Here is a 26,192-nt window from a genome sequence, read left to right on the forward strand (position 1 = left end):
CTGCCGGGGACGGATTGATTGATACTTAATACACCTTTTGGTTAAATGATTATCAGGAAATAGGGAGGAATCTCTAACGAAGCGTCGGGTAGTTGAGCATATTGACAAAAATAACAAAGTCAATGCCGCAAGTTAGCGAGAGTTACCGACAAATTATTCTACGGTATTTAGATTCTTTTCTACGGACAAAATGGAGGTTTATCTAAAATGATAAAAACCGAAAATTCCCTCCGGATTTTCGCATTGAGCGCTTCCTTATTATCTTTGCCAAACTTTCTTGAATACAAACAATGACACAACTTTCGGTCCGGCACTTACTTGGAATTAAAAACCTGAACGAGAACGACATTCAAACTATCCTGGATACAGCGACACAGTTCAAGGAAGTCATTAACCGCCCTATCAAGAAAGTACCTTCCCTGCGGGACATTACCATCGCCAACGTATTTTTCGAAAATTCCACCCGCACACGGCTATCTTTTGAGCTTGCCGAGAAGCGACTTTCTGCGGATGTCGTGAATTTTTCGGCGTCGGGAAGTTCGGTAAAAAAGGGCGAGACACTGCTCGACACGGTTAACAACATCCTGGCCATGAAAGTGGACATGATCGTAATGCGGCACAGCAGCCCCGGCGCGCCTCATTACCTTTCGAGCCGCATTCCGGCGAATGTGGTAAATGCCGGCGACGGCACCCACGAGCACCCTACCCAGGCATTGCTCGATGCATTCTCGATGCGTGAAAAACTGGGTGACCTGGCAGGTAAAAAGATTGCGATCATCGGCGACATCACGCATTCACGCGTAGCATTATCCAACATATTCTGCCTGCAAAAGCTGGGTGCCGAAGTAATGGTATGCGGGCCGTCTACACTGATCCCCAAACACTTGGGCGAGCTTGGCGTTAAAATCGGCCATAATGTGAAAGAAGCATTGCAATGGTGCGATGTAGCGAATGTGCTGCGTATACAACTGGAACGGCAGCAGATCAAGTATTTCCCGTCGCTGCGCGAGTATTCGTTGTATTATGGTATCAACAAGGCCATGCTCGACGAGTTGAACAAAGAGATCGTACTCATGCACCCGGGGCCGATCAACCGCGGCGTGGAACTATCGTCCGACGCTGCCGATTCGCACCATTCCATTATCCTGAACCAGGTGGAAAACGGCGTGGCCGTACGGATGGCCGTGCTATATCTGCTCGCACAGCAATAATCAGCACCTTACTTCTTTTCGCTTTCTTCCCAGCAGGCCTTTGTCCCATACTTTCTGAATATAGTCGGGCGGGTAAGGCACTTTGCATTCGGTATTGCCCATATTGACCTTCACTTTCCCGATCCTTTTCCCAACTTCCATTGCTTTTTTGGCCAGCGGGGGATAGTACGAACCTACGGCGATCACGAAGCCGTTCATGACGTACCGCACCTGGTTAGGCGCCGAATGCACCTCTCGCTCCACGCGATCGAGCAACTGATCGATTTCCTGCTGATCGAGCTGGTCGTCCGGGGTTAATGCCAGAATGCAGCCCCACGTTGCCCAGCCGGCATCGGCGGTGAGTTCGTCCTCGGATTCGATCCATTTCCGGGCCATTTCGAATTTCCAGGGACTTTCGGCCGCATTCCATGCCACGGTATACTCGCTGATCATGTGCCAGGTTGCTCCATTTATCCACTCGTCGAGCACCTCGGGCGTCATCAGCGCGGGTTTCGACATTAGCCCGGCCAGGTACATCGCATCCGAATTCCCGGTCTTAAACAGTTCCAATGCCAGTTCGTGGTCATTTTTATGCCTTTTCAGGATCGGTTTCATATCGCCGATCCTCACGCCGTAAATAGGCTCCACCGCACCGTGGTTCTTCATTGTTTTGAGCGTTTGCTCGGTGCCGAGCAATGCCAGCTCGTTCATTATCTCCTTCACCTGGTCCATTTCCGGAAGATTTGTTTTACATTCAAAATATAATGTTTTTGACAGAAATTATCCTTTTCATCCAAACCTAAAAATTCACCTGCCATGACTCACACCGAGGGAATGCTTCGCGACGGCGCGCTGGAAAATAAGACGATTATCGTAACCGGAGGCGGCACCGGACTGGGTAAATCAATGGCCGGATACTTCCTCCGGCTCGGCGCCAACGTGGTAATTTGCAGCAGAAAAGCCGATGTCCTTGCCAATACGGCGGACGAGCTTCGCCAAAGCACCGGCGGCCGAATTACGTTTGTGGCGTGTGATGTCAGGAAAACAGAAGAGGTGGAGCAGGTGATCGCGAGAGCCATTGAAACTTTCGGGCGCGTGGATGGGCTTGTCAACAACTCGGCGGGAAATTTCATCAGTCCTACCGAGCGGCTTTCTTACAAAGCGGTGGACACGATCGTGGACATCGTGTTGCGCGGCACTTATTATTTCACGCTGGCTTTGGGTAAATATTGGATTGAAAATCAGATCAAAGGCACTGTTCTCAACATCGTAACTACCTATGCGACAACCGGCTCCGGCTGGGTCGTTCCGTCGGCCATGGCCAAGGCGGGCGTCCTCACGATGACCAAATCGCTTGCATTCGAATGGGCGCGGCATGGTATCCGGCTGAATGCGATCGCACCCGGCCCTTTCCCGACCAAGGGTGCCTGGGACCGGCTGTTCCCCGAAGAACTGGCCCGGAAATTCTCCTTCGAAAACCGCATTCCGCTCGCACGCACCGGCGACCACCAGGAACTGGCCAACCTCGCGGCATATTTAATATCCAACTTTTCGGCCTATATGACCGGCGAAGTGATCACGCTCGACGGCGGGGAAGTGCTGTCTGCGGGGCAATTCAATTTCCTGAAAGAAGTAACTGACGATCAATGGGATGCCATCGAAGATCAGATCAAATCCGCTACCCGTACAGGCAAGACTCCGGAATAAAAATTTTATTATCGTTTTATTGGGTAATTTTGCCCGTTCCTTCGTTATTTGACAAACGATGAATACACGTACATGAGAACAAATTTTCGCTTTTGCATCTATATAATGTCTGTTTTGGTGATGGCCGGTTGCGCCTCATCGAACAAGTCTATGAAGCAGATTCCCGAGGCGCAGGTACGGCCCACCGAGCAGCAACAGCAGCAGGCTTCCGCCCCTGTGAATGAGGAACTTTCATTGATAGCGATCCAAAGCAAATACCTTCTGAAAGACACTACCCAAACGCAGGTCTTTTTGTATGTGGATGCCTATAAAGGAAAAAATCCGATCGGCGTAGCGGATTTCGTCCGGCTTTACAACCTCAACTACGTCATCTACTCGGATTACGGCACGCGCGAAAGGCTCGGCTATGGCAATGTAAAGCTCGATTCTTCGAACGTTTCGCGAATGGGCGACAAAATCGTCATTTCCTACGAGCTGAAAAGCCCCGACCGCGACTACGGCGTGCTGCTGAGCGAAATCAGCCAGGCCGGGACACTCAAAAAAGTACTGAACGACCTTACTATCCGCTTCAAAAAGTTGGCTGTGAACCAGATGTACGGTGTGTACACGGGTAATTCAACCCAGCCGTTGCAGCGGCATTATATCAATTCCACGGAGCAGTTTACCATCAAAAAGGCAGGCGAAAGCACCGACCAGCTGCACGTTTATTACTACAACCACGATTTCGAACCGGCAGGCTCGCCGATGAACATCGCGCCTAAAAACGTGAACAAGTCGCTGGAAGTGGACAGCACATTCACCATTACCGCTAACCAGCCGCTGCAATTCAGTAAGGAAGGTCTTTACAACGTTTTCGCGGATACGACCCAGTCCGAAGGTTTGGGCATTCTGGTGGTAAACGAGCGCTTCCCGAAAGTGACACGCCCGCAACTGCTGCTGGGCCCGTTGCTTTACATGAGCACGAACAACGAAATCAACGAAATCAAGAAGGCGGAAGATTATAAAAAAGCGCTGGATAAATATTGGCTGACGCTCATGAACGGAAATGCACCGCTGGCTCAGCAATCCATCCGCTCGTTTTACGGCCGCGTGGAAGAGGCAAACCAGCTTTTCACCACCTACAAGGAAGGCTGGAAAACCGACAAAGGAATGATCTACATCGTACTCGGCCCGCCGGACAAGGTGCAGCGCAGCAAGGACCGCGAAGTATGGACCTACGATCAGAAAGGCAACGCACAAAACGTCAATTTTACATTTAACAGGAGAAACAATCAATTTGTGGATGATCATTATGAACTGGTTCGCTATGCCGAATACCAGCCGATTTGGTATCCAGTAGTAGAAGCATGGAGAAACGGAAGTATACGGTAAGAAAACCAGCCCCCAAACAGTCCCAGGCCGACATGGTTTTTGGGACACAGTCGGTGTTGGAAACCCTTCGTTCGGGAAAAGAAATTGAACGGCTATTTATCCAGCGGGAGTTTGGCCTCGCGGAGATCGAAAAACTCGCCAAAGAACTGGGCGTTCCCTATCAGCGGGTGCCGGTTGAAAAGCTGAACCGGGTAACGCGCAAAAACCACCAGGGCGTCATCGCATTTGTATCGCCGATCCAGTACATGCCTTTGCACAATGTGCTTACGCAGGTATACGAGGACGGCAAAACCCCGCTCCTGCTTCTGCTCGACCGCGTTACCGATGTCCGCAACTTCGGGGCCATCGCACGTACAGCCGAATGCGCGGGCGTACAAGCGATCATTGTTCCCACGAAAGGCGGGGCTCAGATCAATGCCGATGCGATGAAAACATCGTCAGGCGCATTGAACTTCCTGCCCATTTGCCGCGAGCCGAATCTTTACGAAACGCTCACTTACCTGCGCAACAGCGGCCTGCAAATCATCGCCTGTACGGAAAAAACCGACAAATCACTCTATGATATCGATTTTACGGTACCAACAGTGATCATTATGGGCTCAGAAGAAGACGGTATTTCCAAAGAATTCATCGACCTCGCCGACAGCGGCGCACGCATCCCCCTTGCCGGACAAGTGGAATCACTGAATGTGTCGGTGGCGAGTTCGGTGGTGTTGTATGAGGCGGTAAGGCAGCGGATAAAGTAGCAGTTGTACGCGCTATTCAAGAAAAAGCGTATATTTTAAATAACACCTGAACCGGCATTGGATTGCATCTCCTCTAAGCACGTCAGGTGTTTTTTTTTGGCCTTACATCTCACTCCTGCCGAAAACTCTTCATGATCCAGCCGCCGCCTACAACATCGTCGCCTTCATAGAACACGGCTGCCTGTCCCGGCGCGATGCCGTTTACGCCGTCGTGGAAGCGGGCTACGATTTGGTCGGGGCCGGTTTGCTCGATGAGCGCCGGGGTGCCGTCGTGTTTGTAGCGTACTTTGGTGATAGTTTCCAGCGGCTTTTCGATGGATGCGTATTTTTGAAGGTTCAATTTGCTCACATTCATGCCGTCGCGGAAAAGGTCGGGCATGTCGCCGAGCACAACTTCGTTGGTATCTTTCCTTATTTCCGTCACGAAAACCGGGCGGCCTAATGCAATGCCGAGGCCTTTGCGCTGGCCGACGGTGTAGAACGGATAGCCTTCATGCTTGCCGACAATGGTGCCGTCCGCGTAAACGAAGTTACCTCCTGCTACTTCCGCTTCCAGTCCGGGAATGCGTCTTTTCAGGAAGCCGCGGTAGTCGTTATCCGGCACGAAACAGATTTCGTAGCTTTCAGATTTATTAACGAGGTCAATAAAACCTCTTTCACGCGCCATTTCGCGGATCTCCGCTTTATGCAGATACCCCAGCGGCAGTTTGGTCCTCGCCAGGCTTTCCTGCGACACACCCCATAGCACATAGCTTTGATCTTTCCAGGCATCTATCCCCTTGGAAACATAATGGCGGCCGTTATTGAACTGCATATTGGCATAATGCCCGGTAGCGATAAACTCGCAATCGAGCCGGTCGGCGCGGCGGAGCAATGCGTCCCATTTGATGTGGGTATTACAAAGCACGCAGGGGTTCGGCGTGCGGCCTTCCAGGTACTCGCCTGTGAAATGGTCGATCACGTAGTCACCAAACTCGGCGCGGATGTCGAGAATATAATGCGGAAAACCGAGCTCTACCGCGATATTACGTGCGTCGTTGATGGAATCCAGCGAACAGCATCCGGTTTCTTTCTTGGTACCGCCGCTGCTGGCGTAATCCCAGGTTTTCATGGTCATACCGATGACCTCATAACCTTGTTCGTGGAGAAGAACAGCTGCCAGCGAGCTGTCGATGCCGCCGCTCATGGCGACGAGAATGCGTCCGTGTTTACTCATTGTAGTAATCTGCCGAAGGTTGAATGCCTTCCGATTTTGATAGATTTGAAAAATTGTAACAGCAGCTCGCCGCCGTACAGTTCCGCAAAGGTATGCATTAATTGGCTCACGCGATCACCTGCCGGATTACATTCTTGATATTCAGCTCAATAATCTCCGTCATGGTTTCGCATTTGTTGTAATGCGGGTCGGAATAGTGCTGCGCTAGGCCTTCCCGCAGCTGGTGAATGTGATCGACGGTTGAGATTTTGTCCCGAATGCAAACATCCCGCAGGTCGCGCAGACGGTGGCGCTCCGCCTTGGCCTGGTACATGATCGACGATTGCTCTTCCTGCTGGTATTGCACCACCGTTTTGTCGGTCAGATATTCCATAGCCAGCTGCACATACGGCCGGTTTTCCTTGAAAAACTGAGGCATGTATACTTTGATGTTCCCTTCGTAGAACTGCTGGTCAAAGTCGATTGCCCGAAGCCGGAACTGGAAATCGTCGAAATCGGGGGTGATTTGCATCACGAAATTATAAGAACGCATATCGCCCAGCAGGGTAATCTTGCATCGCTCGTTGAACTTCACAAATTCTTTGGCGATACGGATCGGGTTATAGTCCGGGTCGCGCATACGGGTGCGGGCGAATTCGTCGCCGGGAATGCCGGCAATGTGCTCTTCGATGAGCGTTTCGCCGTCCACGATATAGTTGACCTGGTTTGGCGAAAAGATCTCTTCCAGTTCCAGCCCGTAAATGCGCGACGAATCGGCTTTTTTCACATAGAAATAATCGTAAATATCATTCAGCCGGTTCACGATCTTGACCCTGAACGGATTGGAATTGCCAAACTTGCAGTAGTCGATGCGATCGATGTATTTGTGCTCCACAATGCGCAGGTTACCCGAGGCTTTGAGCATCGCGTACACCTTCTTGAGCCCTGCATGCAGCCTTTCGAGCTCATGCGGCGGGTAAAGCGGACTTTCCCACAGCGTATCCCTGCCGTTTTTGTCAGTCACCGGAAACGACTCGTAGAAGTTCAGCAAATCGTGATAGGCCACCGGCAGCCGGGCATCACGCTGGTAAAAACGCAGGTATTTACGCAGCTCCGGGCTCACCGGATAAATCGGCTTTTTCTGTAATATTTTAACATCCCCCATTTCCATACAAGGAAGTTACGCATATTTGGCCTATTAAAACCATTGAAATGCCATTATGAGCTTATACGGACTGGTGATATGCGGCGGTGAGAGCACCAGAATGGGCACCGACAAAAGTCTTTTGGTATATGATCAAAAACCTCAGTACGAACACGTTGCCGACCTGCTCGTACCACTATGCGAACGCGTTATAATCAGTTGCAACGCAGAGCAGTTCAAATCCTTTCATACCCGTTACCACAAGCTCGAAGACCAGCCCGCATTCGCAGGCGCCGGCCCGATGACAGGGTTGCTATCCGTGATGGAAACGCTACCCGACAATGACTTTCTCGTGGCGGGCTGCGATTATCCATTCCTGAGCTCCGACGAAATGGCGAATTTTCTGCATTCCATTGAGAAGGATTTACCGGCCGCGGCCTTTTACAATGATGAAGGCTTTTACGAGCCGTTATTGGGATGGTATTCCAAATCAATCGGAAAAGCATTAAAAGAGGCATTTGCAGCGGGCAGGCATTCATTACAGCATTTCCTGAGGGCGAATGGTGCAGGAAAGTACCGGCCTTTGTCGCAAAAAACGATGATAAGCGTTGATACGCCGGAAGATTTCCGGGCAGCGAAGCGCGCGTTGGACATTAATGATATGCAAAATGGAGAGCAGCTCGATAATCACCCATAAAATCACGCGGATCGGCCGCAGCAATTCCGAGGTGCTCGACGACGCCCTGGCCGTGGAGGAGCCGCTGGAAATCCAGGTCGAATACCTGGCCGACGGCCGTAAAGTGCGCAAAAGCATATCGGTAACCATGCGCACGCCGGGCAACGATCCAGAGCTGGCAGCCGGTTTTTTGTTTACGGAAGGCATTATCCATTCCAGCGATCAGATCGGGCACATTACGCATTCAGCATTGGACGAGAACCGGGTGGTGGTGCAATGCTCGGAAGGGTTCGCGCCGCAACTCGCATCGCTTGAACGCAACTTTTACACCACTTCCAGCTGCGGCGTGTGCGGCAAGGCGAGCATCGACGCCATTAAAACCCGGTCCGTTTTCGATGGCACCGACGACGATTTAACGCTGGCAGCGGAAACGCTTTACAAACTGCCCGGGCAGATTAATCATCACCAGAATGTATTCGAAAGTACCGGCGGCCTGCATGCTTCGGCGCTATTCGACAGCTCGGGGCAGTTCCTGATGCTGCGGGAAGATGTGGGCCGGCATAATGCATTGGACAAACTCATCGGTGCGGCATTACTAACCGATGGCCTTCCGCTCAACAACCATATATTGCTTCTCAGCGGCCGCGCGAGCTTCGAACTCATTCAAAAAGCAAGCATGGCGGGCATCCGGGCCGTGGCGGCAATCGGTGCGCCATCGAGCCTGGCGGTGCAGCTGGCGCAGGAGAGCGGGATTACACTGGTGGGTTTTCTTAAACATGACAAGTTCAACATTTATACCGGTCATCACCGAATACTGTAACTATGAAAATTCGCATTCACCGGAACTCCGTCCGTTTCAGGCTATCGAAGTCGGAAGTGGGCAAGCTTGAAAACGAAGGCTACCTGGAAGAAACGACCGATTTCGGACCGGCGCAGCTCATTTATGCCGTACAGAAATCGCCGGTTAGTGAGTTGAATGCCCGTTTTGAACAAAACAAGGTGACACTCGAAGTGCCGGAAGGGCTGCTCGCCGGCTGGGCCGCGAACGACACTGTCGGTTTTGAAGGAAATATGCCGCTCGCCAACGGTGATTCGTTATATATGCTGATCGAAAAGGATTTTAAATGCCTGGATAACGTCAACGAGGACCAGTCCGACAATTACGACAACCCTAAAACCTGCTGAGCCATGTCCGAAAATCCGATCCCAGGAGCCGAAAACCCGGAAAAACTGACCGGTTTAAAGAAAGGCGAGATCAAAAAAGTAGCCGCAGGCATTCCGGCAGTAGTTTCCGCATTGGAAATGACCGTCGGCGAGGCGGGTTTTCAGCGCGGCATGAAAGCGCTTCTCAATCTGAACCAGAAAGGCGGCTTCGACTGCCCAAGCTGCGCCTGGCCCGACCCGGATGACGAGCGCTCGGGCATTGCCGAGTATTGTGAAAACGGCGCCCGCGCAGTGGCCGAGGAAGCTACCGCCAAAAAACTCACGGCGGAATTCTTCTCGCGGCATTCCGTACAAGAACTCGGCAAACTATCCGACTATGAGATCGGCGGCAAAGGCCGCATTGCGGAGCCGATGTACCTGCCTGCCGGCGGCACCCATTACCAGCCCATTACCTGGGACGCCGCTTTTGCACGGATCGGCACGGCGCTGAACAAGCTCGCGTCGCCGGATGAGGCCGTGTTCTACACGTCGGGCCGCACCAGCAACGAAGCGGCATTCCTGTACCAGCTTTTCGTGCGGGAATTCGGCACAAACAACCTGCCCGATTGCAGCAATATGTGCCACGAAAGCAGCGGAACGGCATTGGGCGAATCACTCGGGATCGGCAAAGGTTCGGTGACGCTCAACGACTTTTACCACGCCGAAGTGATCATGATCCTCGGCCAGAACCCCGGCACCAACCATCCGCGGATGCTGACAGCGCTGCAAAAGGCCAAAGCCAACGGCGCGACGATCATTTCCATTAACCCGCTGCCCGAAACCGGCCTCATGGGATTCAACAACCCGCAGCGCGTCGCCGGCGTACTGGGCCTCAACTCCTCGCTCACGGATATTTTCCTGCAAGTGAAGATCAATGGCGACATGGCGTTGCTGAAAGCGATCACGCTGCTCTTGCTGGAAGAGGAAGAAAAGAACCCTGGTACTGTGTTCGACCAGCAATTTATCCAACAAAACACACAAGGCTGCGCCGAATATCTGGAAGACCTGAAAGCGTACAATGCGCAGCAACTCGCCGCAGAGGCAGGTGTGCCATTCGCGCAGGTGCAGGAAGCCGCGCGTGTGCTTGCGGGGAAAAGCAAGGTTATAGCCTGCTGGGCGATGGGGCTTACGCAGCATAAAAATGCCGTCGCGACCATCAAAGAGATCGTCAATTTACTCTTGCTTAAAGGCAGTATCGGCAAGCCCGGTGCTGGCACGTGTCCAGTTCGCGGGCATAGCAATGTGCAGGGCGACCGCACGATGGGTATTTTTGAGCGACCCACCGCGAAATTCCTGGATTCGATCGAACGAAACTTCCATTTCGCGCCGCCGCGTGGACATGGCTACGACGTTGTAGAATGCATTAAAGCCATGCATGCGGGCGAAGCTAAGGTGTTTTTTGCCCTGGGAGGCAATTTCCTTTCGGCAACGCCGGATACCCGGTTTACCGCCGCGGCACTTCAAAAGTGCGAGCTCACCGTCCACGTTTCGACCAAACTCAACCGCAGCCACCTCGTGCACGGCCAGGAGGCATTGATATTGCCCTGCCTCGGCCGGAGCGATAAGGATATGCGCGGCGATGAAAACCGGTTTGTGTCGTGTGAAAATTCAATGGGCGTGATCCAGTTATCCCGCGGCGTGCTCACGCCGATTTCTGAGCATTTGCTGAGCGAACCGGAAATTGTGTGCAGGCTGGCCAAAGCCACTTTGGGAACACGCAGCAACGTATCGTGGGACAAATATGCGGCGGATTACGACCTCATCCGCAACGATATCGAACGCACCATTCCCGGTTTCGCCGATTACAATGAGCGGGTAAGGCAGCCGGGAGGCTTTTATTTGCCCAATTGCAACCGTTCCGGGGCGTTTGACACGCCGAGCGGCAAAGCGCATTTCCACATTGCCGCCCCCGAAACACCAGTTCTCAAACCGGGCGAGCTGATGATGATGACCATCCGCAGTCACGACCAGTTCAACACCACCGTGTACGGCCTCAACGACCGCTACCGCGGCATTTACAACGAGCGGCGCGTCATTTTGATGAATAGCAAGGACATACAGGAACGCGGCCTGCAAAACGGCGACCTGGTGGATCTGCACAACCATTTCGACGGCATCGAGCGGGTAGCGCATCAATTTGTGGTGGTCGAATACCCGATTCCCGAGCAATGCACGGCGACCTATTTCCCCGAGACCAATGTGCTGGTGCCGATCACGAGCGTGGCCGAGAAGAGCAACACGCCTACTTCAAAAATGGTAATCCTCACCGTGAAGCCGCATGGGGCATTGGCATAACTTAATATTCTGCTAACAAATGCCGGATGATCTTGCCTTAATTTCGCAGCTGATAGCCCGTATGGGGTAAAATGAGCCGAAAACTATCTTTTAAAGTGAAGTTTAATTTGAATACAATGAAAAAAGGATTTTTAATGCTTGCAATCGGGCTGATGAGCCTGGTGTCGATGGATGGTATGTCACAAAAGAAAAACAAGGTGATCGCGCACCGCGGCGCCTGGAAAAATACCGGCGCAACCGAAAACTCGATCGGTGCGCTGGAACACGCGATCAAGCTGGGCTGCTATGGCAGCGAGTTTGACGTGCACATGTCGGCCGATTCGGTTTTGTATGTTTTGCACGACCATTCCATTCAGGGAACGGACATCGAAAAGACAAATTCAGCCGAGCTTTCAAAAATTAAACTGGCTAATGGCGAGCAGCTGCCTACGTTGGAGGCTTATCTGAAAGCGGGTTCGAAGCAGAAGAAAACGCGTTTGATCCTCGAAATCAAAACATCGAAGATCAGTAAGGAGCGCTCGCTTGCGTTGGCGACCAAATGCGTGGAATTGGTTAAGAAAATGAAAGTCGAAAAAATCACGGACTACATTGCATTCAGCTGGGATGTGTGCCTGAAAGTGAAAGAACTCGCGCCGAAAGCGCACGTGGAATATCTGAACGGAGACAAAACGCCCGACGAAATCCAGGCAGCCGGCCTCGATGGCATCGACTACCACTATACCGTTTTGAAGAAAAAAGAAGATTACATCCCCGCAATGCGCCAGAAAAAGCTGACTACCAACGTGTGGACAGTAAACAGCGAAGAAGATTTGAAATACTTCCTCGAAAAGGACGTGGATTACATTACCACCAACGAACCCGAGCTGTTGCTGAGCCTTTCAAAGTAAGGTTTTTTGGAATACATTAAAAGCAAAACTCCCGACCGGTTACCGGTCGGGAGTTTTACTTTTAATGTAATATCCATGCATTAACGAATGCGGGCCATTTGCAGCTGGCCGTTCGTTTCCTGCCATGCCCGGATCACTTGTGTCAATTGCTTGTATTCGATCAGAAAGCCATCGTGGCCGTACAGCGAGTCTATCTCCTGGAAAGCTGCGTCGGGAATGTGCCGGGCCAGAAATTGCTGCTCCGAAAGCGGGAAAAGCAAATCGGATTTAATGCCGAGCACGAGCGTTTTGGCCTTCACAAGCCCGAGCGCGTGCACAATGCCACCGCGGTTGCGGCCTACATTATGAGAGTCCATGATTTTGGATAAAACCCAGTAGGAGAATGCATTGAACCGTTTTACAAACTTATCGCCCTGGTATTGCTGGTACGACGATGCGCGAAAATCGTCGATCTGGTCGGGATTGTCGCGGGCTTGCGTAAAGTTATAGGTATCATAATTGCGGTACGAAAGCAATGCGATTGAGCGAGCGGCACGCATGCCCATGGCGCCCGCGTCGGGGCTTTCGTCGGTATAAGTCGGGTCGGCTTGGATGGCCATCCGCTGCGATTCGTTGAATGCGATGCCCCAGGGCGAATGCAGGGCGTTGGACGCGATCAGGATTAGTTCATCGAACAAATGCGGCTTTTCAACCGCCCATTCGAGCGCCTGCTGCCCGCCGAGCGAGCCGCCAATGCAGATTTTGATCTTACTGATCGACAATTCCTGCCGGAGTAAATCCAGCGTTCCCACCACGTCGCGAACAGTAATGGTCGGAAAATTGCGGTAGTAGGGCTCGTTGGTGCGCGGGTTCACCGACAACGGCCCCGTGGAGCCGTAAGCCGAGCCTAGCACATTGGCGCAAATAATGAAATGCTGTTCGGGATTGAAATACTTACCCTCTCCTACCAGTCCGTCCCACCAATCGGTGGCATTGGAGGTGCCAGTGAGCGCGTGGCAAATCCACACGATGTTGGTATCGCTGGCGTTCCTTTCTCCGTAGGTAGTGTATGCGAGTTCAAATCCCGGCAATTCGCCGCCCATCTCGAGCGCGTAGGGATAGGGGTATTTAAATGTCTTCTGTTCCGCTTGCATAGAGCCACAGCAGGTGGTTAAATTCAACACATGGTAAAATTGACAGCCGAAATACAGATTTTCGGTTGCAGCTGCGAGACTAAAGCCAATCGGCTTACGGAAATTTCTAACTGTAAGAGCACACGAATTGAGTTTATATCTCCTAATAACTTAGGTGGGAATTAGCACCTTTCTCCGATGTGGTAGCAGGTTGCCAGAGGTTCGTTGAGCCCATTCTCTCGCCTCTTCTTTATAAATCAACCGCCGTTCAGGGAAGCAATTGATTGATGCTGCAATATTAAGCCGGGATGCCTGAAAATACAAATAAATGCGAAAATTCTGTCGCCCCGCGGCCATGTCCGGAAGCGCGGAGGCGTATCTTTGCCTCTTAACTATTTTTAATGTAATGAGAATCTTTTTTCACAGTCTGCTGCTCGTAATGGGCGCTGTGCAGGCATTTGGACAGTCCGTAACACCCTCACCGGAAATCATCCGCAAACACATTTCCTACCTAGCGTCCGATAAAATGAAGGGCCGCGGCACCGGCAGCAAGGAAAATGAAAAGGCCGCAAAATATGTGGCGAAACAATTCAAAAAGTACCAGCTTTTACCCAAAGGCACCGACGGTTACTACCAGCCTTTCACGGCGAAAATCAGACGCATAGTGGTCCCCGATAGTGTTCGCGAGGCCCGGAACGTGATCGGATTTCTCGACAACGGCGCGCAGTACACCATCGTGATAGGCGCTCATTTCGACCACCTTGGCCTCGGCCGGCAGGGCAGTTCGAAGGCCGACAAGCCCGAAGGCCAGATCCACAACGGCGCCGACGATAATGCCTCCGGCGTGGCCGGTTTGCTCGAACTGGCGCGGTATTTTTGCGGAAATGACAAAAAGGAACCCTATAATTTCCTTTTCATCGCATTCGGTGCGGAAGAACTGGGGCTCGTTGGCTCGCGTTATTTTGTCAATAACCCGACATTGCCTTTGGCTGAAATCAACTTTATGTCCAACATGGATATGATCGGTCGGTACGACCCTAACCGCGGCGTGGGCATTGGCGGCTATGGCACGAGTGCGGAATGGCCGGTCGTTTTTAAAGATCTAAAAAGCGATACGAAGTTTTTTACCGATAATGCCGGCAGCGGCGGCTCCGATCACGGTTCGTTTTATGCCAAACAAATCCCGGTGCTGTTTTTCCATACCGGCGGCCACGACGATTACCACAAGCCTACCGACGACACGGAGAAGATAGACGTGAATGCCGAGGCTGGTATCCTCGGGATTCAGATCAAACTCATTGAGAATGCGATGTTATTACCAAAACTCAGTTTTACAGAGGTTAAATAAACCTATTTTGGAAACCCTTTAAAGTCAGTTTGTTTTGTACGGTTTTGTTGCTCCCTCATTTACCTATGGCCAGCCTCACATCTCTCCAGAAGAGTTGTACGGAACGCTATTCCGTGACGTGCAGTGCAGCCACATTTTCTCTGATTCCAAAACATTCGCCGATGCGATCCCATTGGAAGATCCGGTGCTGATTATCGAACGGTATCACCGCGAAAAGCACCTGCCCGAGTTCAATATGGACACCTTTATTCGGGGGCATTTCAGGATGCCGGCGCATATCGTGTGTGATTTTGTGTCCGACAGAAGCGAGCCTGTTTCCGAACATGTGGGCAAGCTCTGGTCGGTACTCACGCGCCAGCCCGAAAACCAGGAGCGCGGTGGCTCATTGATTCCCCTGCCTTACCCGTACGTGGTGCCGGGCGGGCGTTTCAGGGAAATATATTATTGGGACAGCTACTTTACCATGCTCGGGCTCAAAGAGTCGGGGCGGGCGGAGCTGATCGAGAATATGCTTAATAACTTCGCCTACCTGGTGGATACATTGGGCTTCATTCCGACGGCCAACCGGACTTACTACCTGAGCCGCTCGCAGCCCCCGTTCTTCTCGCTCATGGTGCGGCTGTTCAGCGATATGGAGGGTAAAAAAGTATTGAAAAAATACCTGCCGCAAATGCAGAAGGAGTACGACTACTGGATGGATGGCGGCCACGAGCCCGGCGAACCTTTCACAGCCCATCGCCGGGTGGTACATCTGCCCGACGGCGTGGTGCTGAACCGCTATTGGGACGATAAGGCGACGCCCCGGCCGGAATCGTACGGCGAGGACACCGACCTGGCACGCGAGGCCAGCGAGGCGCACGGCACCGCGCCCGACGAACTGTACCGGCACATCCGCGCCGCGGCCGAGTCGGGCTGGGATTTCAGCAGCCGCTGGTTTGCCGATGAAACAGATTTCACCAGCATTCACACGACGGACATCCTGCCGATCGACCTGAATTGCCTGATGTACCACCTCGAAAAGACCATCGCCGAGGCCTACCTGCTAAGCGACAATCGCCGGATGCATTTGCTTTACGAGGAAAAGGCGCGCCAGCGGAACATCGCCATTCAGACCTATTTCTGGGACGAATCCAGGCATTATTACATGGATTACGATTTCAAAAAAAGGAATTTTACCAAGGCGATCACCATTGCGGGTACTTTTCCATTGTTTTTCAAACTCGCCCCAAAACCGCATTCGCATTATGTGCGGGCATACATTCGTCTCAACTTTTTGAAATCGGGCGGGCTGCTCACCACCATGGTGCGTACCGGCCAGCAATGGGATGCCCCTAACGGCTGGGCTCCGCTGCAATGGATCGCCTACAAGGGATTGCGGAACTACAATTTCCACCGCACGGCCAATGAACTAAGCGACGAATGGCTCTCGCTCATCGAGAAAGAATTCAGGCATTCGGGCAAGATGCTCGAAAAATACAATGTATCCGACACGAACCTGCTTGCCGGCGGCGGTGAGTATGAAATCCAGGAAGGCTTTGGCTGGACCAACGGCGTGTATCTCCGGATGAAAAACAGAAAACGGTAGCGGCGCCTGGTTGCATGCCGCCCGTTCTTCTATCCATTTTCCAATAAATAATATTAAAAATCAATAAGAAAATCTTCCCTTAGCAGATATTTTTAATACCTTGCCGTAACCAAGCCCATTTGACTTCATGAAACTTCCCATATACCAAATCGACGCTTTTACGGACAAGTTGTTTGGTGGAAACCCTGCCGCGGTAGTGCCTTTGGAACAATGGCTGCCCGAGGAAACGATGCTCGCCATCGCCGCTGAAAACAACCTTGCCGAAACCGCATTTTACGTCCCGACCGAGTCCGGATTCCACATCCGCTGGTTTACCCCTGCCGTTGAAGTGGACCTCTGCGGCCACGCCACGCTCGCGGCCGCTTATGTGATTTTTAATATTCAGAATTACGAAGGGCACTCGATCCAATTCGAATCGCGGAGCGGCGTGCTCACCGTCGATTGCAAGGAAGACTGGCTTACATTGAACTTCCCCGTGGATCAATACCACATCGCCGTGCCGCCTCCGGGGCTGGTAGAAAGCCTCAAAAACACAACGCTCCTGGAAGTATACAAAGGGAAAACCGACTATCTGGTCGTGGTTGAATCGGAAGAAGTGGTTAAGAACCTTGATTTTGACATTATCATCCTGTCCACGATCCCCGCACGCGGTGTGATCGTGACCGCGGCAGGCGACGAGGTCGATTTCGTGTCTCGCTTCTTTGCGCCGCAATCGGGCATTGACGAAGATCCCGTGACCGGCTCCGCGCACACCACGCTCATCCCCTACTGGGCCGAAAAACTGTCCAAAACGAAACTCAATGCCCGTCAGCTATCACGCCGCGGCGGCTTTCTGAAATGCGAGCTGGACGGCGAACGCGTATTCATCGGCGGCCAGGCAAAACTATACCTCAAAGGCGAAATACTGGTAGATTAGGCGCGGCCGGCTAGGTGCTACCGGCCAGGCGCGGCCGGCTAGGTGCATACCAGCTAGGCGCGGCCCGCGAATTTTGTACGCTGTCCGGCGTACAGCCCGGCCACTACGAGCACCGTTCCGAGAACGGTGTAGATCGTTACCGGTTCGCCCATGAGCCACCATGCGAAGAAAAATCCGAACAAAGGACAGAGGAAAAGCCAAAGGGATGCCTTCACGGTGTCGAGCCGGAGCAGGTAGAACCAGCAGATAAGTCCGGCGATCGATACGGCCAGGCTAAGCCACAATACCGAACCCCAGAACATCGTATCCAACCGGGTGGTGCTGAAATCGCTCACGAGCAATGTGACCGGCAGCAGGAATGCGCCGCCCAAAAACACCTGCCAGCCGTTGATGAGCAGATTGGGCAGCTCCCATCGAACCGTAGCGTAGTAAACGCTCGCAGCCGACACAGCCACCATGCTGATCAGCAGCAGGATAACACCACCGAGCGTGGTGTAACTGTCGGCAAGCAAGGGATATGTTGCCACAGCCACGCCCGCCATTCCCAGCACAATGCCTGTCCATTCCTCTGCCCGGGGCTTCCGTTTGAGCCACCACGACGACAGCAGCACGATGATCAGCGGATTGGTGGAAACCGCCAGACTGCCGATTCCGGCCGCGGTATATTTCATTGCATACACGTACAGCCCCAGGTAGAACGTTGTATTCAGAAAACCGAACAATGCCAATTGCTTCCATTCGGTTTTTCGGGGCAACCGGTAGGCCTTATCTTTGGCAAACAGGTACGAAAATGATAGCAGCAATATACCGGCGATAAAAAACCGGACGTTTGCCAGTATCAAAGGAGGTGCAGATTGCACGCCGAATTTCGTTGCGACCGACGCCGACGACCAGAGAATGGAAAAGAGAAGACCGATACCGATGTTTTTCACACGCAAGAATAATAACCAGCCAAAATTACTAGTTGTACCTCGGCTTCCGCCCCCACTTTTTATATTTTTGGGTATGATTAACAAAAAAAATGCGCTGCGGGCGGTGTTTGCCACGCTGCTTTGTGCCCCGGCGCTCCACACGCATGCCCAAAATCAATGGACCTATGATTTCAACAATGGTTTGCTGCCGATTGAAAGCGGCGGCCCGGCGCTGAAACCCGTGGGCCAGGCCGGGCAGATCATCAAGGAACAGATCCCCGGCTCCGATTACCTTTCCCGGTCCATTTATGTTTTTGAAAAAAATAGCGGCCTGCAATTCAACAATGCCGAAACGAAGGGTTTTCTCAACAAATCGTTCACGGTCGAGATCTATTTCAAACTCACGGAACTCGACAGCTGGAAACGCGTGCTCGACTTTAAAAACCGCAAAAGCGACTACGGAACCTACATTTATAACGGCAAACTGAATTTTTACGATTTCGCGGTGAGCGAAAAAGCACCTGTGCGCGCAAACCAGTATGTGCATTATGTCTACTCGCGCGACCACGAAACCAAAACCATTAAGATGTACATTAATGGCCTTTCGAAAGTGGAGTTCAAAGACCCCGGCACCGAAGGCATGCTGGACGCCGACCAGGTGTTGAACATGTTTCAGGACGACCTCATTGCCGGCAACGAGTCCGGCGCCGGCACCATTGCACTCATCCGCCTGTACGACCGCGTGATGACGCCCGTATTCGTTCGCCGGAGCTATCAAACGATCGCCAAAAATTTTAAAGAACCGGTCGCCAAGAAAGAAGAGCCTGAAAAAGAGCAGCTCGTGGAGGAAAAGCCGGAGCCTGCCCGAAACAAAAACCTCGCAATGGTAACCGGCCGGGTATATGACGGCCGCAGCCTGAAACCCGTGAACGACGCCGAAGTGCACGTCCGCAAATCGGCGAACGACTCGCTGGTGGCGCATACCAAAACCGTCGGAGGCGTTTACAATGTAGAGCTCCCGCCGCACGAAAGCTACCGGATTACGGCGCAAGCCGATGGGTTTCAAGCCCGAAGCGTGACGGTCCGCACCAATAATCGTTTTGAGGAAATCAAGGCACTGATGAACATGTCGCCCGAGAGCCACTCCACGCCGCTCTCGACCCTGTATTTCAGTCAGGGCACCGAAGTGCTGGAAGACAGCGCCCTGTCCGATCTCGATTCGATTGTGAGTTATTTTCAGAAAAGACAAGACCTGCGCCTCGTACTGAAAGGCCACACGGACAATACCGGCAGCTTCGAAAAGAACCTGGAACTTTCCAACAAGCGCGTGGAAACGGTGAAGGCCTATCTGATCGGCAAAGGTATCATTGCAGAGCGCATTGAAGGGTCGGGCTACGGATCGGCGCAGCCGCGGCAGATGAACCAAACGGAAGCTACGAAGAAGTCAAATCGAAGGGTGGAAGTCTGGGCAGAGCCGGTAAAAAGATAAAGCCATCTCATGGAGATGGCTTTATACTGACTATTCCTAAACCCTTAACCTTTTCTTATCTTATATATCTTTACGCTTCAAAAGCTTTGTTTCTAACTTGGTAACGCATCGGCGCTGCCGATCGTTTCATTGTTTTTGTAAAGAAAGAATCCTGTCAATAATACTCGAATTTTTCTTCTCTACAAAATTCAGAGAACTTAACCAATATACGCTGTTAATTATTCTCCAGATCTGACGAAATCTTGCTGTTTCGTCCTTTTTCAATGCTTCCGGCGCTTTCGATTTTGCCGGTTCGCAATCCTGAAATCCTGTTATTTTACAAAGATAATTTTATTTCAGTTAGCGTCATGGATTTATTCAATTCTAATGGCGCCGTATTGCATTACAAATGTCCGCATTAAATTTGAAATTACAAATTGTCCAAAAAACGTATATCAAAATTTTCTTTGGAATTTTATCGCAATTTCAACACTTCAAAACTTATTTTATACTAGTAATCAGTAAAACACTTTTATTTAATTTTACAAAATCATTCAAAAACCAAATAAATACAATTCTTGAAATATTTATATTTTCTTTAAAAAGTACTATCATTGGTTATAATTGTTCATTGTCGCCTGTATCCCCAAAGTACAAAACGATGTAACCATATCACCTGCTTTGTCCAAAATGATGGGCAGCTCCGCCATTTCCTCATTGGAAAAAGGTTTTAGCACATAATCTACTTGCCTGCCGCGTGGAAAATTATTTCCGATCCCGAAACGCAATCTGGGGTATTCTGTGGTGCCGATTATTTCCTCAATATTCTTCAATCCGTTGTGGCCGCCGTGGCTTCCCTTCGGCTTAATCCGCAACGTCCCGAACGGCAATTGTAGCTCATCCACAATGGTTAGTGTGTTTTCGGCCTGCACTTTGTACTGATCCATATAATACCGGATCGATTTCCCGCTCAGGTTCATATAGGTAGTAGGTTTGATAAAATAAATGTGCCTGCCTTTATACTTCCACTCTGCCACGAACGCCAGTTTTTCAAAGGAAAATTTGAAATCGTGCTGCGCGGCAAGGCGGTCGAGCACCATAAAGCCTGCATTATGTCGGGTAAAAGCGTACTCCGGACCTATATTCCCCAGCCCGGCAATCAGATATTTCATTGAATAAAAGTTTTAATTTCGTCTAAGAGCACATTAATTTAGGCTAAAATTCAGGGAAATTTCATGATACCCCAAAAACGATTAGTACTCAGCAGCCCCCTTCTGGAAATAATGATCAGTCGGCTATGCCAGCAAGTGATTGAGAATCACCAGGATTTTTCTAACACGGTCGTCATGGGCTTACAGCCGCGGGGAATCCACTTTGCCGAACGCATTGTAGAGGAACTCCGCGCGAAGACGGGCCAGAATATCCTCGTGGGGCATCTTGACGCTACCTTTTACCGGGACGATTTCCGCCGCCGCGAGTCCCCGCTCGTGCCGAACAAAACCAATGTACCTTTCCTGATCGAAGGCAAAAAAGTGATCCTGATCGACGACGTGCTCGCCAGCGGACGCATGGTGCGCGCCGCGCTGGACGCCATGACGGCATTTGGCCGCCCCAAAGTGGTGGAACTGCTCGTGCTGATCGATCGCCGCTACAACCGCGAACTGCCGATTGACCCCGATTATGTCGGAATGGAGGTGAGCACGCTGGAAACGCAGCGTGTGCAGGTGGAATGGAAAGAACAGGGCTTCGAGGCTGACCATATCTGGCTCGTCGACTAGCGCATTGCCTCAGGGCTGATGCCCCGGCCGTGAAGCCTCTTCCTTGGCCTCCACCTTCCCGATTTCATCGGTTTTATAGGTAAGTTTATTCACATAAAACACCTCGCGCCCCTGCCCGATCGACGACGGACCGATGCGGTGCATGCCGTACGCAAGGAAATATTGGCCGTACCACGGCGAAAGGTAGCCGTCCTCATTGTTCAGCACCTTTTCTTTTTCCGACTTCGGATTGATCTTAAACTTCTCCGTTTCGACCACCACCTGGTTGCGGCTGATCACCTCCGTGTGGATTTCCCCTTCCTGCGGGTATGCAAGCACGAAATAGTCGTCAACAGGCGTTACCTGCACCATTTCCTGTAAATCGAAGCTCGTCAGGTCTTTAATCGTGATGGTATTGTCCCAAATGAGCTTGCCGCTCTTGTCGAACCCGCACACAATGGCGTGCGTGTAGCGATAACCTTCGAGCGCTCGTGCCACGTACGGGCGCGAGATCCCGCCAGAGATCACCGGGCTGGTAGAGCGCTGGTTTGGGTAGTACACTTCGGCTACCAGCACGATTTCCTTCTCGGTCTGGATCAGCTGGTGCACCAGCAGCCGGTAACGGAACCGGTTTTCCTTGCCAAGACTTTTGCGCTTGCCTATTTTTTCGAGCACCCGCGCGCGCCGTTTGGGTTTCATGTAGTTGAAGAAATTCTGCAACTCCGAAAACTCGATGAACTGCGGCTCCTCCGGCGTATCGTGGGCAATATGCGTGACATAAAGCCCCTGCGAATATTGCGTACATCCTACCGAATAGTTGCCGATCAGGTAGGAATCGTCCGGATTGAGCGGCACAATCTGGCCAGAAATGAAACTGTAACGCGGATCGCTCAGCGATGTCCTTTTCAGCAGCTTTCCGTCGTAGTTGTAGGTTTTGATCTCAAAAACGCAATTTTTTTTCCGGTAAGCATAGGTGATCACATTGATATATCCGTCGATTTCATTGATATCGACATTGTTCAGCTCCGTATTTTTCTCAAACAGGCCGGGCAGCACGCGTGTGGTGTGGTCGAAAAACGAATGCACGATCACGATCGGGCGCGAGCGGTAGTAGCCCGAGACGAGCGCCTTGCTTCCTATGACCTTGAAATGCTGCACATCAACACCTGAGAGCAGGTTTCCCTTATAAGTGTCGATGGAGCCGTCGTGATAATTGAGTTGCAGGAACAGAAACCGGTCCGTATCGGGCTCCGCGAACAGCCAGTAGCCGCTTTCCTCGGCTTTGTAGGCCATCACCGGAATGTAGCGGAAATCCAGCTTGTAGGACGTGCGCCAAAGCGCTTTGAGCGTGGTATCGTATTTCACAAACTCCCATTGTTCGCTCCTGTTGGAAAATTCGCTTCCCCGGATAACCGACAAAATACCCCGTTCGCCCAGACTGAAAACCTCGAATTGCTCGGAAGAAGAAGAACTGGTCGGGATTTCGAGGCGATCGGACTGCTGCAACTGTGCCCAGGCCGCCCACAGCGGCGCAAAGACCAGTAACAGCATTATTTTTAACCCGGAATAATTTATAGAACGCTTATGCATAACTTCTTCCTGCTGGGGTGTGACACACATCAATAATTAGCCTAATTTTGCATGTTGCAAGGCTCACATTGCTATTAATATTAGAAATAATTTCACTTAAATAAAAACTTGCGGGAATGTAACCCCCGATTTTTCATGACAATTGAAGCAATACTCAAGGAGGATATTCAAAAAGCGGTCCAAAAACATTTCCAGCTGGAAAGTCAGGAAGTTATCCTACAACCTACCAAGAAAGAATTTGAGGGATTTTACACATTTGTCACATTTCCTTTGACCAAAGCGGCCCGCAAGGCACCGGCCGAAATCGGGCAGATTATCGGCGATGAGCTCGTGGCTTCGTCCTCGCTTGTGGCGGGTTTCAATGTCGTGCAGGGCTTTTTAAATATCAGTTTGAAAGACAGCACGTGGCTGGACCTCTTCGGCGGGATTCATTCCGATGAGGCATTTGGTACGCTGCCTTCGAACGGCAAGTCGGTGATGGTGGAGTTTTCATCCCCCAACACCAACAAACCGCTTCACCTGGGCCATTTGCGCAACAACTTTCTGGGAGATTCCCTTTCCAAAATCCTGAAAGCGAGCGGTTACGACGTGGTCAAAACGTGCCTCGTCAACGACCGCGGCATTCATATCTGCAAGTCTATGCTGGCCTACCGCGAGCTGGGCAATGGCGAAACGCCCGAATCCAGCGGAATCAAAGGCGATCACCTGGCGGGCAAGTATTATGTGCTGTTTGATATTGAGTATAAAAAGCAGATCAAAGCGCTGGTGGCGGAAGGTTTGAGCGAGGAAGAAGCTGCTAAAAAGGCGCCGTGGATTCTGGAAGCGCAGAAACTGCTCCTGCTTTGGGAAAATAACGACGCCGAAACGGTCGCGCTTTGGCAAAAAATGAACAACTGGGTGTATGACGGCTTTGCGCAGACTTACAAGAAAATCGGCGTAAGCTTCGACAAAACCTATTATGAATCAAATACTTACCTGCTAGGGAAGGACATCATTGAAGAAGGACTTCAAAAAGGGGTATTCTTCAAAAAACCGGACAACTCGGTTTGGATCGACCTTGCCGAAGAAGGGCTGGACGAGAAACTCGTGCTTCGCGGCGACGGCACGTCGGTTTACATTACCCAGGACTTGGGCACAACCGAACTGAAAAACGGCGATTTCAGCAACGACCGCTACCTGTGGGTAGTGGGCAATGAGCAGGATTATCACTTCAAAGTGCTGTTCGCGATCCTCAAACGCCTCGGCCGCACCTACGCCGATGGCTGTTACCACATCAGTTACGGCATGGTGGATCTGCCGTCGGGCAAGATGAAATCCCGCGAGGGAACAGTTGTCGACGCCGACGATCTGGTGGCGCAAATGGTGCAAACCGCCACCGATCGCACGCAGGAACTTGGTAAAATCGACGATTTCAACAGCGAAGAAGCGAAGCAGCTTTACAGTCAGCTTGCATTAGGCGCATTGAAATACTTCCTTCTGAAAGTTGATCCCAAGAAGAGAATGCTCTTCAACCCGGAAGAATCAATTGATTTCCAAGGACATACAGGGCCATTTATCCAATACACCTATGCCCGCATCCGTTCCATTATGCGGAAAGCGGAGCAGGCAGGCATCGCAGCGGAAGTTCCGGGCGTAAATTATGCAATGCACCAGGCAGAACGCGAACTTGTTTTTTCATTGTCGCAATACCCGGTGAAGGTTTTGGCCGCGGCCAACGAATTCGCCCCGTCGCTCATTTCGCAGTACGCATTTGAGCTTGCGAAGGTCTATAACCAGTTCTACGCAGAGGTTTCGATCTTCTCGGACCCTGATCCCGAGGCGGTGAAATTGCGGGTTGCATTGTCGAGTGCGGTTGCGGAAACGATTCGCAAGGCTTTGGGGTTATTGGGCATAGACGTTCCTGAGCGAATGTAGGATAATAGTTACCAAAATCTGCTGATCAGTGCGTTTTTGGGAAATGGTAACGACAACTCAAATATGTGCCAACCGTTTTATTCATATATGTACTAACCATAACCAAAACTACGATGAGCTTCATTAAGACACTTTTCATTATGATTACATCCTTGATTACCGGGCTTTTTGCCGACAAATCTGAAATAGCGGTCCGTCCGGAAAACGCTCCCGTTGCAAAACAAACGCTGTATGATTTCAAGGTAAAATCGCTGGTAGGCGGTAAAACCGTTGATCTGAGCAAATACAAAGGCAAAAAGGTCGTGATCCTGAATGTGGCCTCCAAATGCGGCTACACGAAGCAATATGCCGATTGGGAGAAATTCTACAAAGACCACGGCGACAAAGTGGTGGTGTTAGGCTTTCCTGCCAACAACTTCGGCGGCCAGGAGCCGGGCACCAGCGAAGAGATCGCGACATTCTGCTCGGCAACTTACGGCGTGACCTTCCCGATGTTCGAGAAAGTATCCGTAACCGGCGACGACCAGGCTCCGATTTACAAATGGCTGAGCGACAAAGATGCGAACGGCTGGAACGACAAAGTTCCTACCTGGAACTTCTGCAAGTACGTAATCAACGAAAAGGGCGAACTGACACACTTCTTCGCCTCGAAAGTACTGCCAACCGACGCCGAGTTTACGAAGGCGGTTGGAATTTAGGTAAATGGGCTGTCGGAGACGAGTATCCAGAATGTTTTGATACGCGTCTCCGGCCGTTTTCAAAAAGTCGGCTATACACAGCTATGAAAGATATTGAAAAAGCCCGTCGCTACCTTCGTAATGCTGGGGAAATGCTCCGAAAAAATGAAGTTGATGAGGACGGTATTTACAATAACCGCAAACATGTAAAGATTGCAGGAAATCGCGCTTACTCTGGTGTTCTAACAGCCCTGGACGCTGTGCTGGGTAACAAGACCAGCGACCGAAAGACCTTGGATTGGTACGAAGAAGAATTAACTAATATCGATCCGAAGATTTTGCCCTATTTCCTGACAGCTTATGATGTACTTTACCTGGCAATGGGTTACGACGGTAATCTAATTGCCGCTATTTCAAAAGAAGGCCTCGACATCGCCGAAAAAATCATAAACTGGGCCGAGCAAAGAACAGCAGCCTGACATTACCCGAATTAACAATAC

General features: G+C 51.3%; 24 protein-coding genes and 1 riboswitch. Of the genes, 17 read left to right on the forward strand and 7 right to left on the reverse strand.

Going from position 1 to position 26,192, the window contains the following annotated elements; genetic code table 11:
- Window positions 1-290: 290 nt before the first annotated feature.
- Window positions 291-1,211: an aspartate carbamoyltransferase catalytic subunit gene (locus tag DFER_RS13125; RefSeq protein ID WP_015812124.1), complete on the forward strand. Its 921-nt coding sequence runs from the start codon at window positions 291-293 to the stop codon at window positions 1,209-1,211.
- On the opposite strand, the gene DFER_RS13130 is transcribed toward DFER_RS13125, so the two are convergent.
- The gene (locus tag DFER_RS13130) at window positions 1,212-1,922 is read right to left on the reverse strand and encodes a DNA alkylation repair protein (protein WP_015812125.1); all 711 of its coding nucleotides are present in this window, start codon (window positions 1,920-1,922) and stop codon (window positions 1,212-1,214) included. It abuts the gene before it with no gap.
- A gap of 84 nt (window positions 1,923-2,006) precedes the next feature.
- Here DFER_RS13130 and DFER_RS13135 point away from each other — a divergent pair, with 84 nt between their 5' ends.
- The 3 genes from DFER_RS13135 to rlmB all read left to right on the forward strand — a co-directional run bounded on the left by DFER_RS13135 (window position 2,007) and on the right by rlmB (window position 5,014).
- Window positions 2,007-2,897, forward strand: coding sequence for an SDR family oxidoreductase (locus tag DFER_RS13135; RefSeq protein WP_015812126.1), 891 nt, complete (start codon window positions 2,007-2,009; stop codon window positions 2,895-2,897).
- Window positions 2,898-3,047: 150 nt separating this feature from the next.
- A complete protein-coding gene (locus DFER_RS13140; protein ID WP_015812127.1) occupies window positions 3,048-4,268 on the forward strand; it encodes a GWxTD domain-containing protein in 1,221 nt (406 codons plus the stop codon).
- Window positions 4,244-5,014: a 23S rRNA (guanosine(2251)-2'-O)-methyltransferase RlmB gene (gene rlmB / locus DFER_RS13145; RefSeq protein WP_015812128.1), complete on the forward strand. Its 771-nt coding sequence runs from the start codon at window positions 4,244-4,246 to the stop codon at window positions 5,012-5,014. The genes DFER_RS13140 and rlmB overlap by 25 nt, the downstream gene beginning before the upstream one ends.
- Before the next feature lie 109 nt (window positions 5,015-5,123).
- Here the strand turns inward: rlmB and mnmA are convergent, their stop codons facing one another.
- Window positions 5,124-6,230 (reverse strand): tRNA 2-thiouridine(34) synthase MnmA, encoded by a 1,107-nt coding sequence (gene mnmA, locus DFER_RS13150; RefSeq protein WP_015812129.1) that lies wholly within the window; start codon window positions 6,228-6,230, stop codon window positions 5,124-5,126.
- Window positions 6,231-6,336: 106 nt separating this feature from the next.
- Window positions 6,337-7,380: a hypothetical protein gene (locus tag DFER_RS13155; protein WP_015812130.1), complete on the reverse strand. Its 1,044-nt coding sequence runs from the start codon at window positions 7,378-7,380 to the stop codon at window positions 6,337-6,339.
- Between the two features lie 49 nt (window positions 7,381-7,429).
- On the opposite strand from DFER_RS13155, the gene mobA reads away from it, so the two are divergent.
- From mobA to DFER_RS13180, 5 genes are all read left to right on the forward strand, one after another.
- Window positions 7,430-8,050, forward strand: coding sequence for a molybdenum cofactor guanylyltransferase (gene mobA, locus DFER_RS13160; protein WP_015812131.1), 621 nt, complete (start codon window positions 7,430-7,432; stop codon window positions 8,048-8,050).
- Window positions 8,022-8,849, forward strand: coding sequence for a formate dehydrogenase accessory sulfurtransferase FdhD (gene fdhD, locus DFER_RS13165; protein WP_015812132.1), 828 nt, complete (start codon window positions 8,022-8,024; stop codon window positions 8,847-8,849). Before mobA ends, fdhD begins: the two co-directional genes overlap by 29 nt.
- Before the next feature lie 2 nt (window positions 8,850-8,851).
- Window positions 8,852-9,214, forward strand: a complete 363-nt coding sequence (locus DFER_RS13170) for a DUF7009 family protein (RefSeq protein ID WP_015812133.1) — start codon at window positions 8,852-8,854, stop codon at window positions 9,212-9,214.
- Window positions 9,215-9,217: 3 nt separating this feature from the next.
- Complete coding sequence (locus tag DFER_RS13175; RefSeq protein ID WP_015812134.1) at window positions 9,218-11,527, forward strand: FdhF/YdeP family oxidoreductase; 2,310 nt, start codon at window positions 9,218-9,220, stop codon at window positions 11,525-11,527.
- A 116-nt stretch (window positions 11,528-11,643) separates the two neighbouring features.
- Window positions 11,644-12,414 (forward strand): glycerophosphodiester phosphodiesterase, encoded by a 771-nt coding sequence (locus DFER_RS13180; protein WP_143828731.1) that lies wholly within the window; start codon window positions 11,644-11,646, stop codon window positions 12,412-12,414.
- Between the two features lie 80 nt (window positions 12,415-12,494).
- Here DFER_RS13180 and DFER_RS13185 read toward each other — a convergent pair whose 3' ends face one another.
- Window positions 12,495-13,547 carry a homoserine O-acetyltransferase family protein gene (locus DFER_RS13185; RefSeq protein ID WP_015812136.1) on the reverse strand — a complete coding sequence of 351 codons (1,053 nt, stop codon included), beginning with the start codon at window positions 13,545-13,547 and terminating at the stop codon, window positions 12,495-12,497.
- 130 nt (window positions 13,548-13,677) lie between these two features.
- Window positions 13,678-13,785: riboswitch (SAM riboswitch) on the reverse strand.
- Between the two features lie 147 nt (window positions 13,786-13,932).
- Here DFER_RS13185 and DFER_RS13190 point away from each other — a divergent pair.
- The 3 genes from DFER_RS13190 to DFER_RS13200 all read left to right on the forward strand — a co-directional run bounded on the left by DFER_RS13190 (window position 13,933) and on the right by DFER_RS13200 (window position 17,375).
- Entirely contained in the window at window positions 13,933-14,874 is a 942-nt protein-coding gene (locus tag DFER_RS13190; RefSeq protein WP_050774690.1) for a M20/M25/M40 family metallo-hydrolase, read from the forward strand.
- 94 nt (window positions 14,875-14,968) lie between these two features.
- Window positions 14,969-16,459, forward strand: a complete 1,491-nt coding sequence (gene treA, locus DFER_RS13195) for an alpha,alpha-trehalase TreA (RefSeq protein WP_050774691.1) — start codon at window positions 14,969-14,971, stop codon at window positions 16,457-16,459.
- A gap of 127 nt (window positions 16,460-16,586) precedes the next feature.
- Complete coding sequence (locus DFER_RS13200; RefSeq protein WP_015812139.1) at window positions 16,587-17,375, forward strand: PhzF family protein; 789 nt, start codon at window positions 16,587-16,589, stop codon at window positions 17,373-17,375.
- Window positions 17,376-17,428: 53 nt separating this feature from the next.
- Here the strand turns inward: DFER_RS13200 and DFER_RS13205 are convergent, their stop codons facing one another.
- Window positions 17,429-18,307, reverse strand: coding sequence for a DMT family transporter (locus DFER_RS13205; RefSeq protein ID WP_041736437.1), 879 nt, complete (start codon window positions 18,305-18,307; stop codon window positions 17,429-17,431).
- 73 nt (window positions 18,308-18,380) lie between these two features.
- Between DFER_RS13205 and DFER_RS13210 the strand changes: the two genes are divergently transcribed.
- The gene (locus DFER_RS13210) at window positions 18,381-19,775 is read left to right on the forward strand and encodes an OmpA family protein (protein ID WP_015812141.1); all 1,395 of its coding nucleotides are present in this window, start codon (window positions 18,381-18,383) and stop codon (window positions 19,773-19,775) included.
- Window positions 19,776-20,365: 590 nt separating this feature from the next.
- Here DFER_RS13210 and pth read toward each other — a convergent pair.
- Window positions 20,366-20,926, reverse strand: coding sequence for an aminoacyl-tRNA hydrolase (pth, locus tag DFER_RS13215; RefSeq protein WP_015812142.1), 561 nt, complete (start codon window positions 20,924-20,926; stop codon window positions 20,366-20,368).
- 111 nt (window positions 20,927-21,037) lie between these two features.
- On the opposite strand from pth, the gene pyrR reads away from it, so the two are divergent.
- Window positions 21,038-21,532: a bifunctional pyr operon transcriptional regulator/uracil phosphoribosyltransferase PyrR gene (gene pyrR, locus DFER_RS13220; RefSeq protein ID WP_229206245.1), complete on the forward strand. Its 495-nt coding sequence runs from the start codon at window positions 21,038-21,040 to the stop codon at window positions 21,530-21,532.
- 9 nt (window positions 21,533-21,541) lie between these two features.
- Here pyrR and DFER_RS13225 read toward each other — a convergent pair whose 3' ends face one another.
- The gene (locus DFER_RS13225; protein ID WP_015812144.1) at window positions 21,542-23,062 is read right to left on the reverse strand and encodes a hypothetical protein; all 1,521 of its coding nucleotides are present in this window, start codon (window positions 23,060-23,062) and stop codon (window positions 21,542-21,544) included.
- 174 nt (window positions 23,063-23,236) lie between these two features.
- Here DFER_RS13225 and argS point away from each other — a divergent pair, with 174 nt between their 5' ends.
- The 3 genes from argS to DFER_RS13240 all read left to right on the forward strand — a co-directional run bounded on the left by argS (window position 23,237) and on the right by DFER_RS13240 (window position 26,171).
- On the forward strand, window positions 23,237-25,015 hold the full coding sequence (argS, locus tag DFER_RS13230) for an arginine--tRNA ligase (protein WP_015812145.1): 1,779 nt from the start codon (window positions 23,237-23,239) through the stop codon (window positions 25,013-25,015).
- A 140-nt stretch (window positions 25,016-25,155) separates the two neighbouring features.
- Complete coding sequence (locus tag DFER_RS13235) at window positions 25,156-25,713, forward strand: glutathione peroxidase (RefSeq protein WP_143828732.1); 558 nt, start codon at window positions 25,156-25,158, stop codon at window positions 25,711-25,713.
- Window positions 25,714-25,796: 83 nt separating this feature from the next.
- The gene (locus DFER_RS13240; protein WP_041735075.1) at window positions 25,797-26,171 is read left to right on the forward strand and encodes a DUF5618 family protein; all 375 of its coding nucleotides are present in this window, start codon (window positions 25,797-25,799) and stop codon (window positions 26,169-26,171) included.
- Window positions 26,172-26,192 lie beyond the last annotated feature (21 nt).

Source organism: Dyadobacter fermentans DSM 18053, assembly GCF_000023125.1.
Classification (GTDB): Bacteria; Bacteroidota; Bacteroidia; order Cytophagales; family Spirosomataceae; genus Dyadobacter; species Dyadobacter fermentans.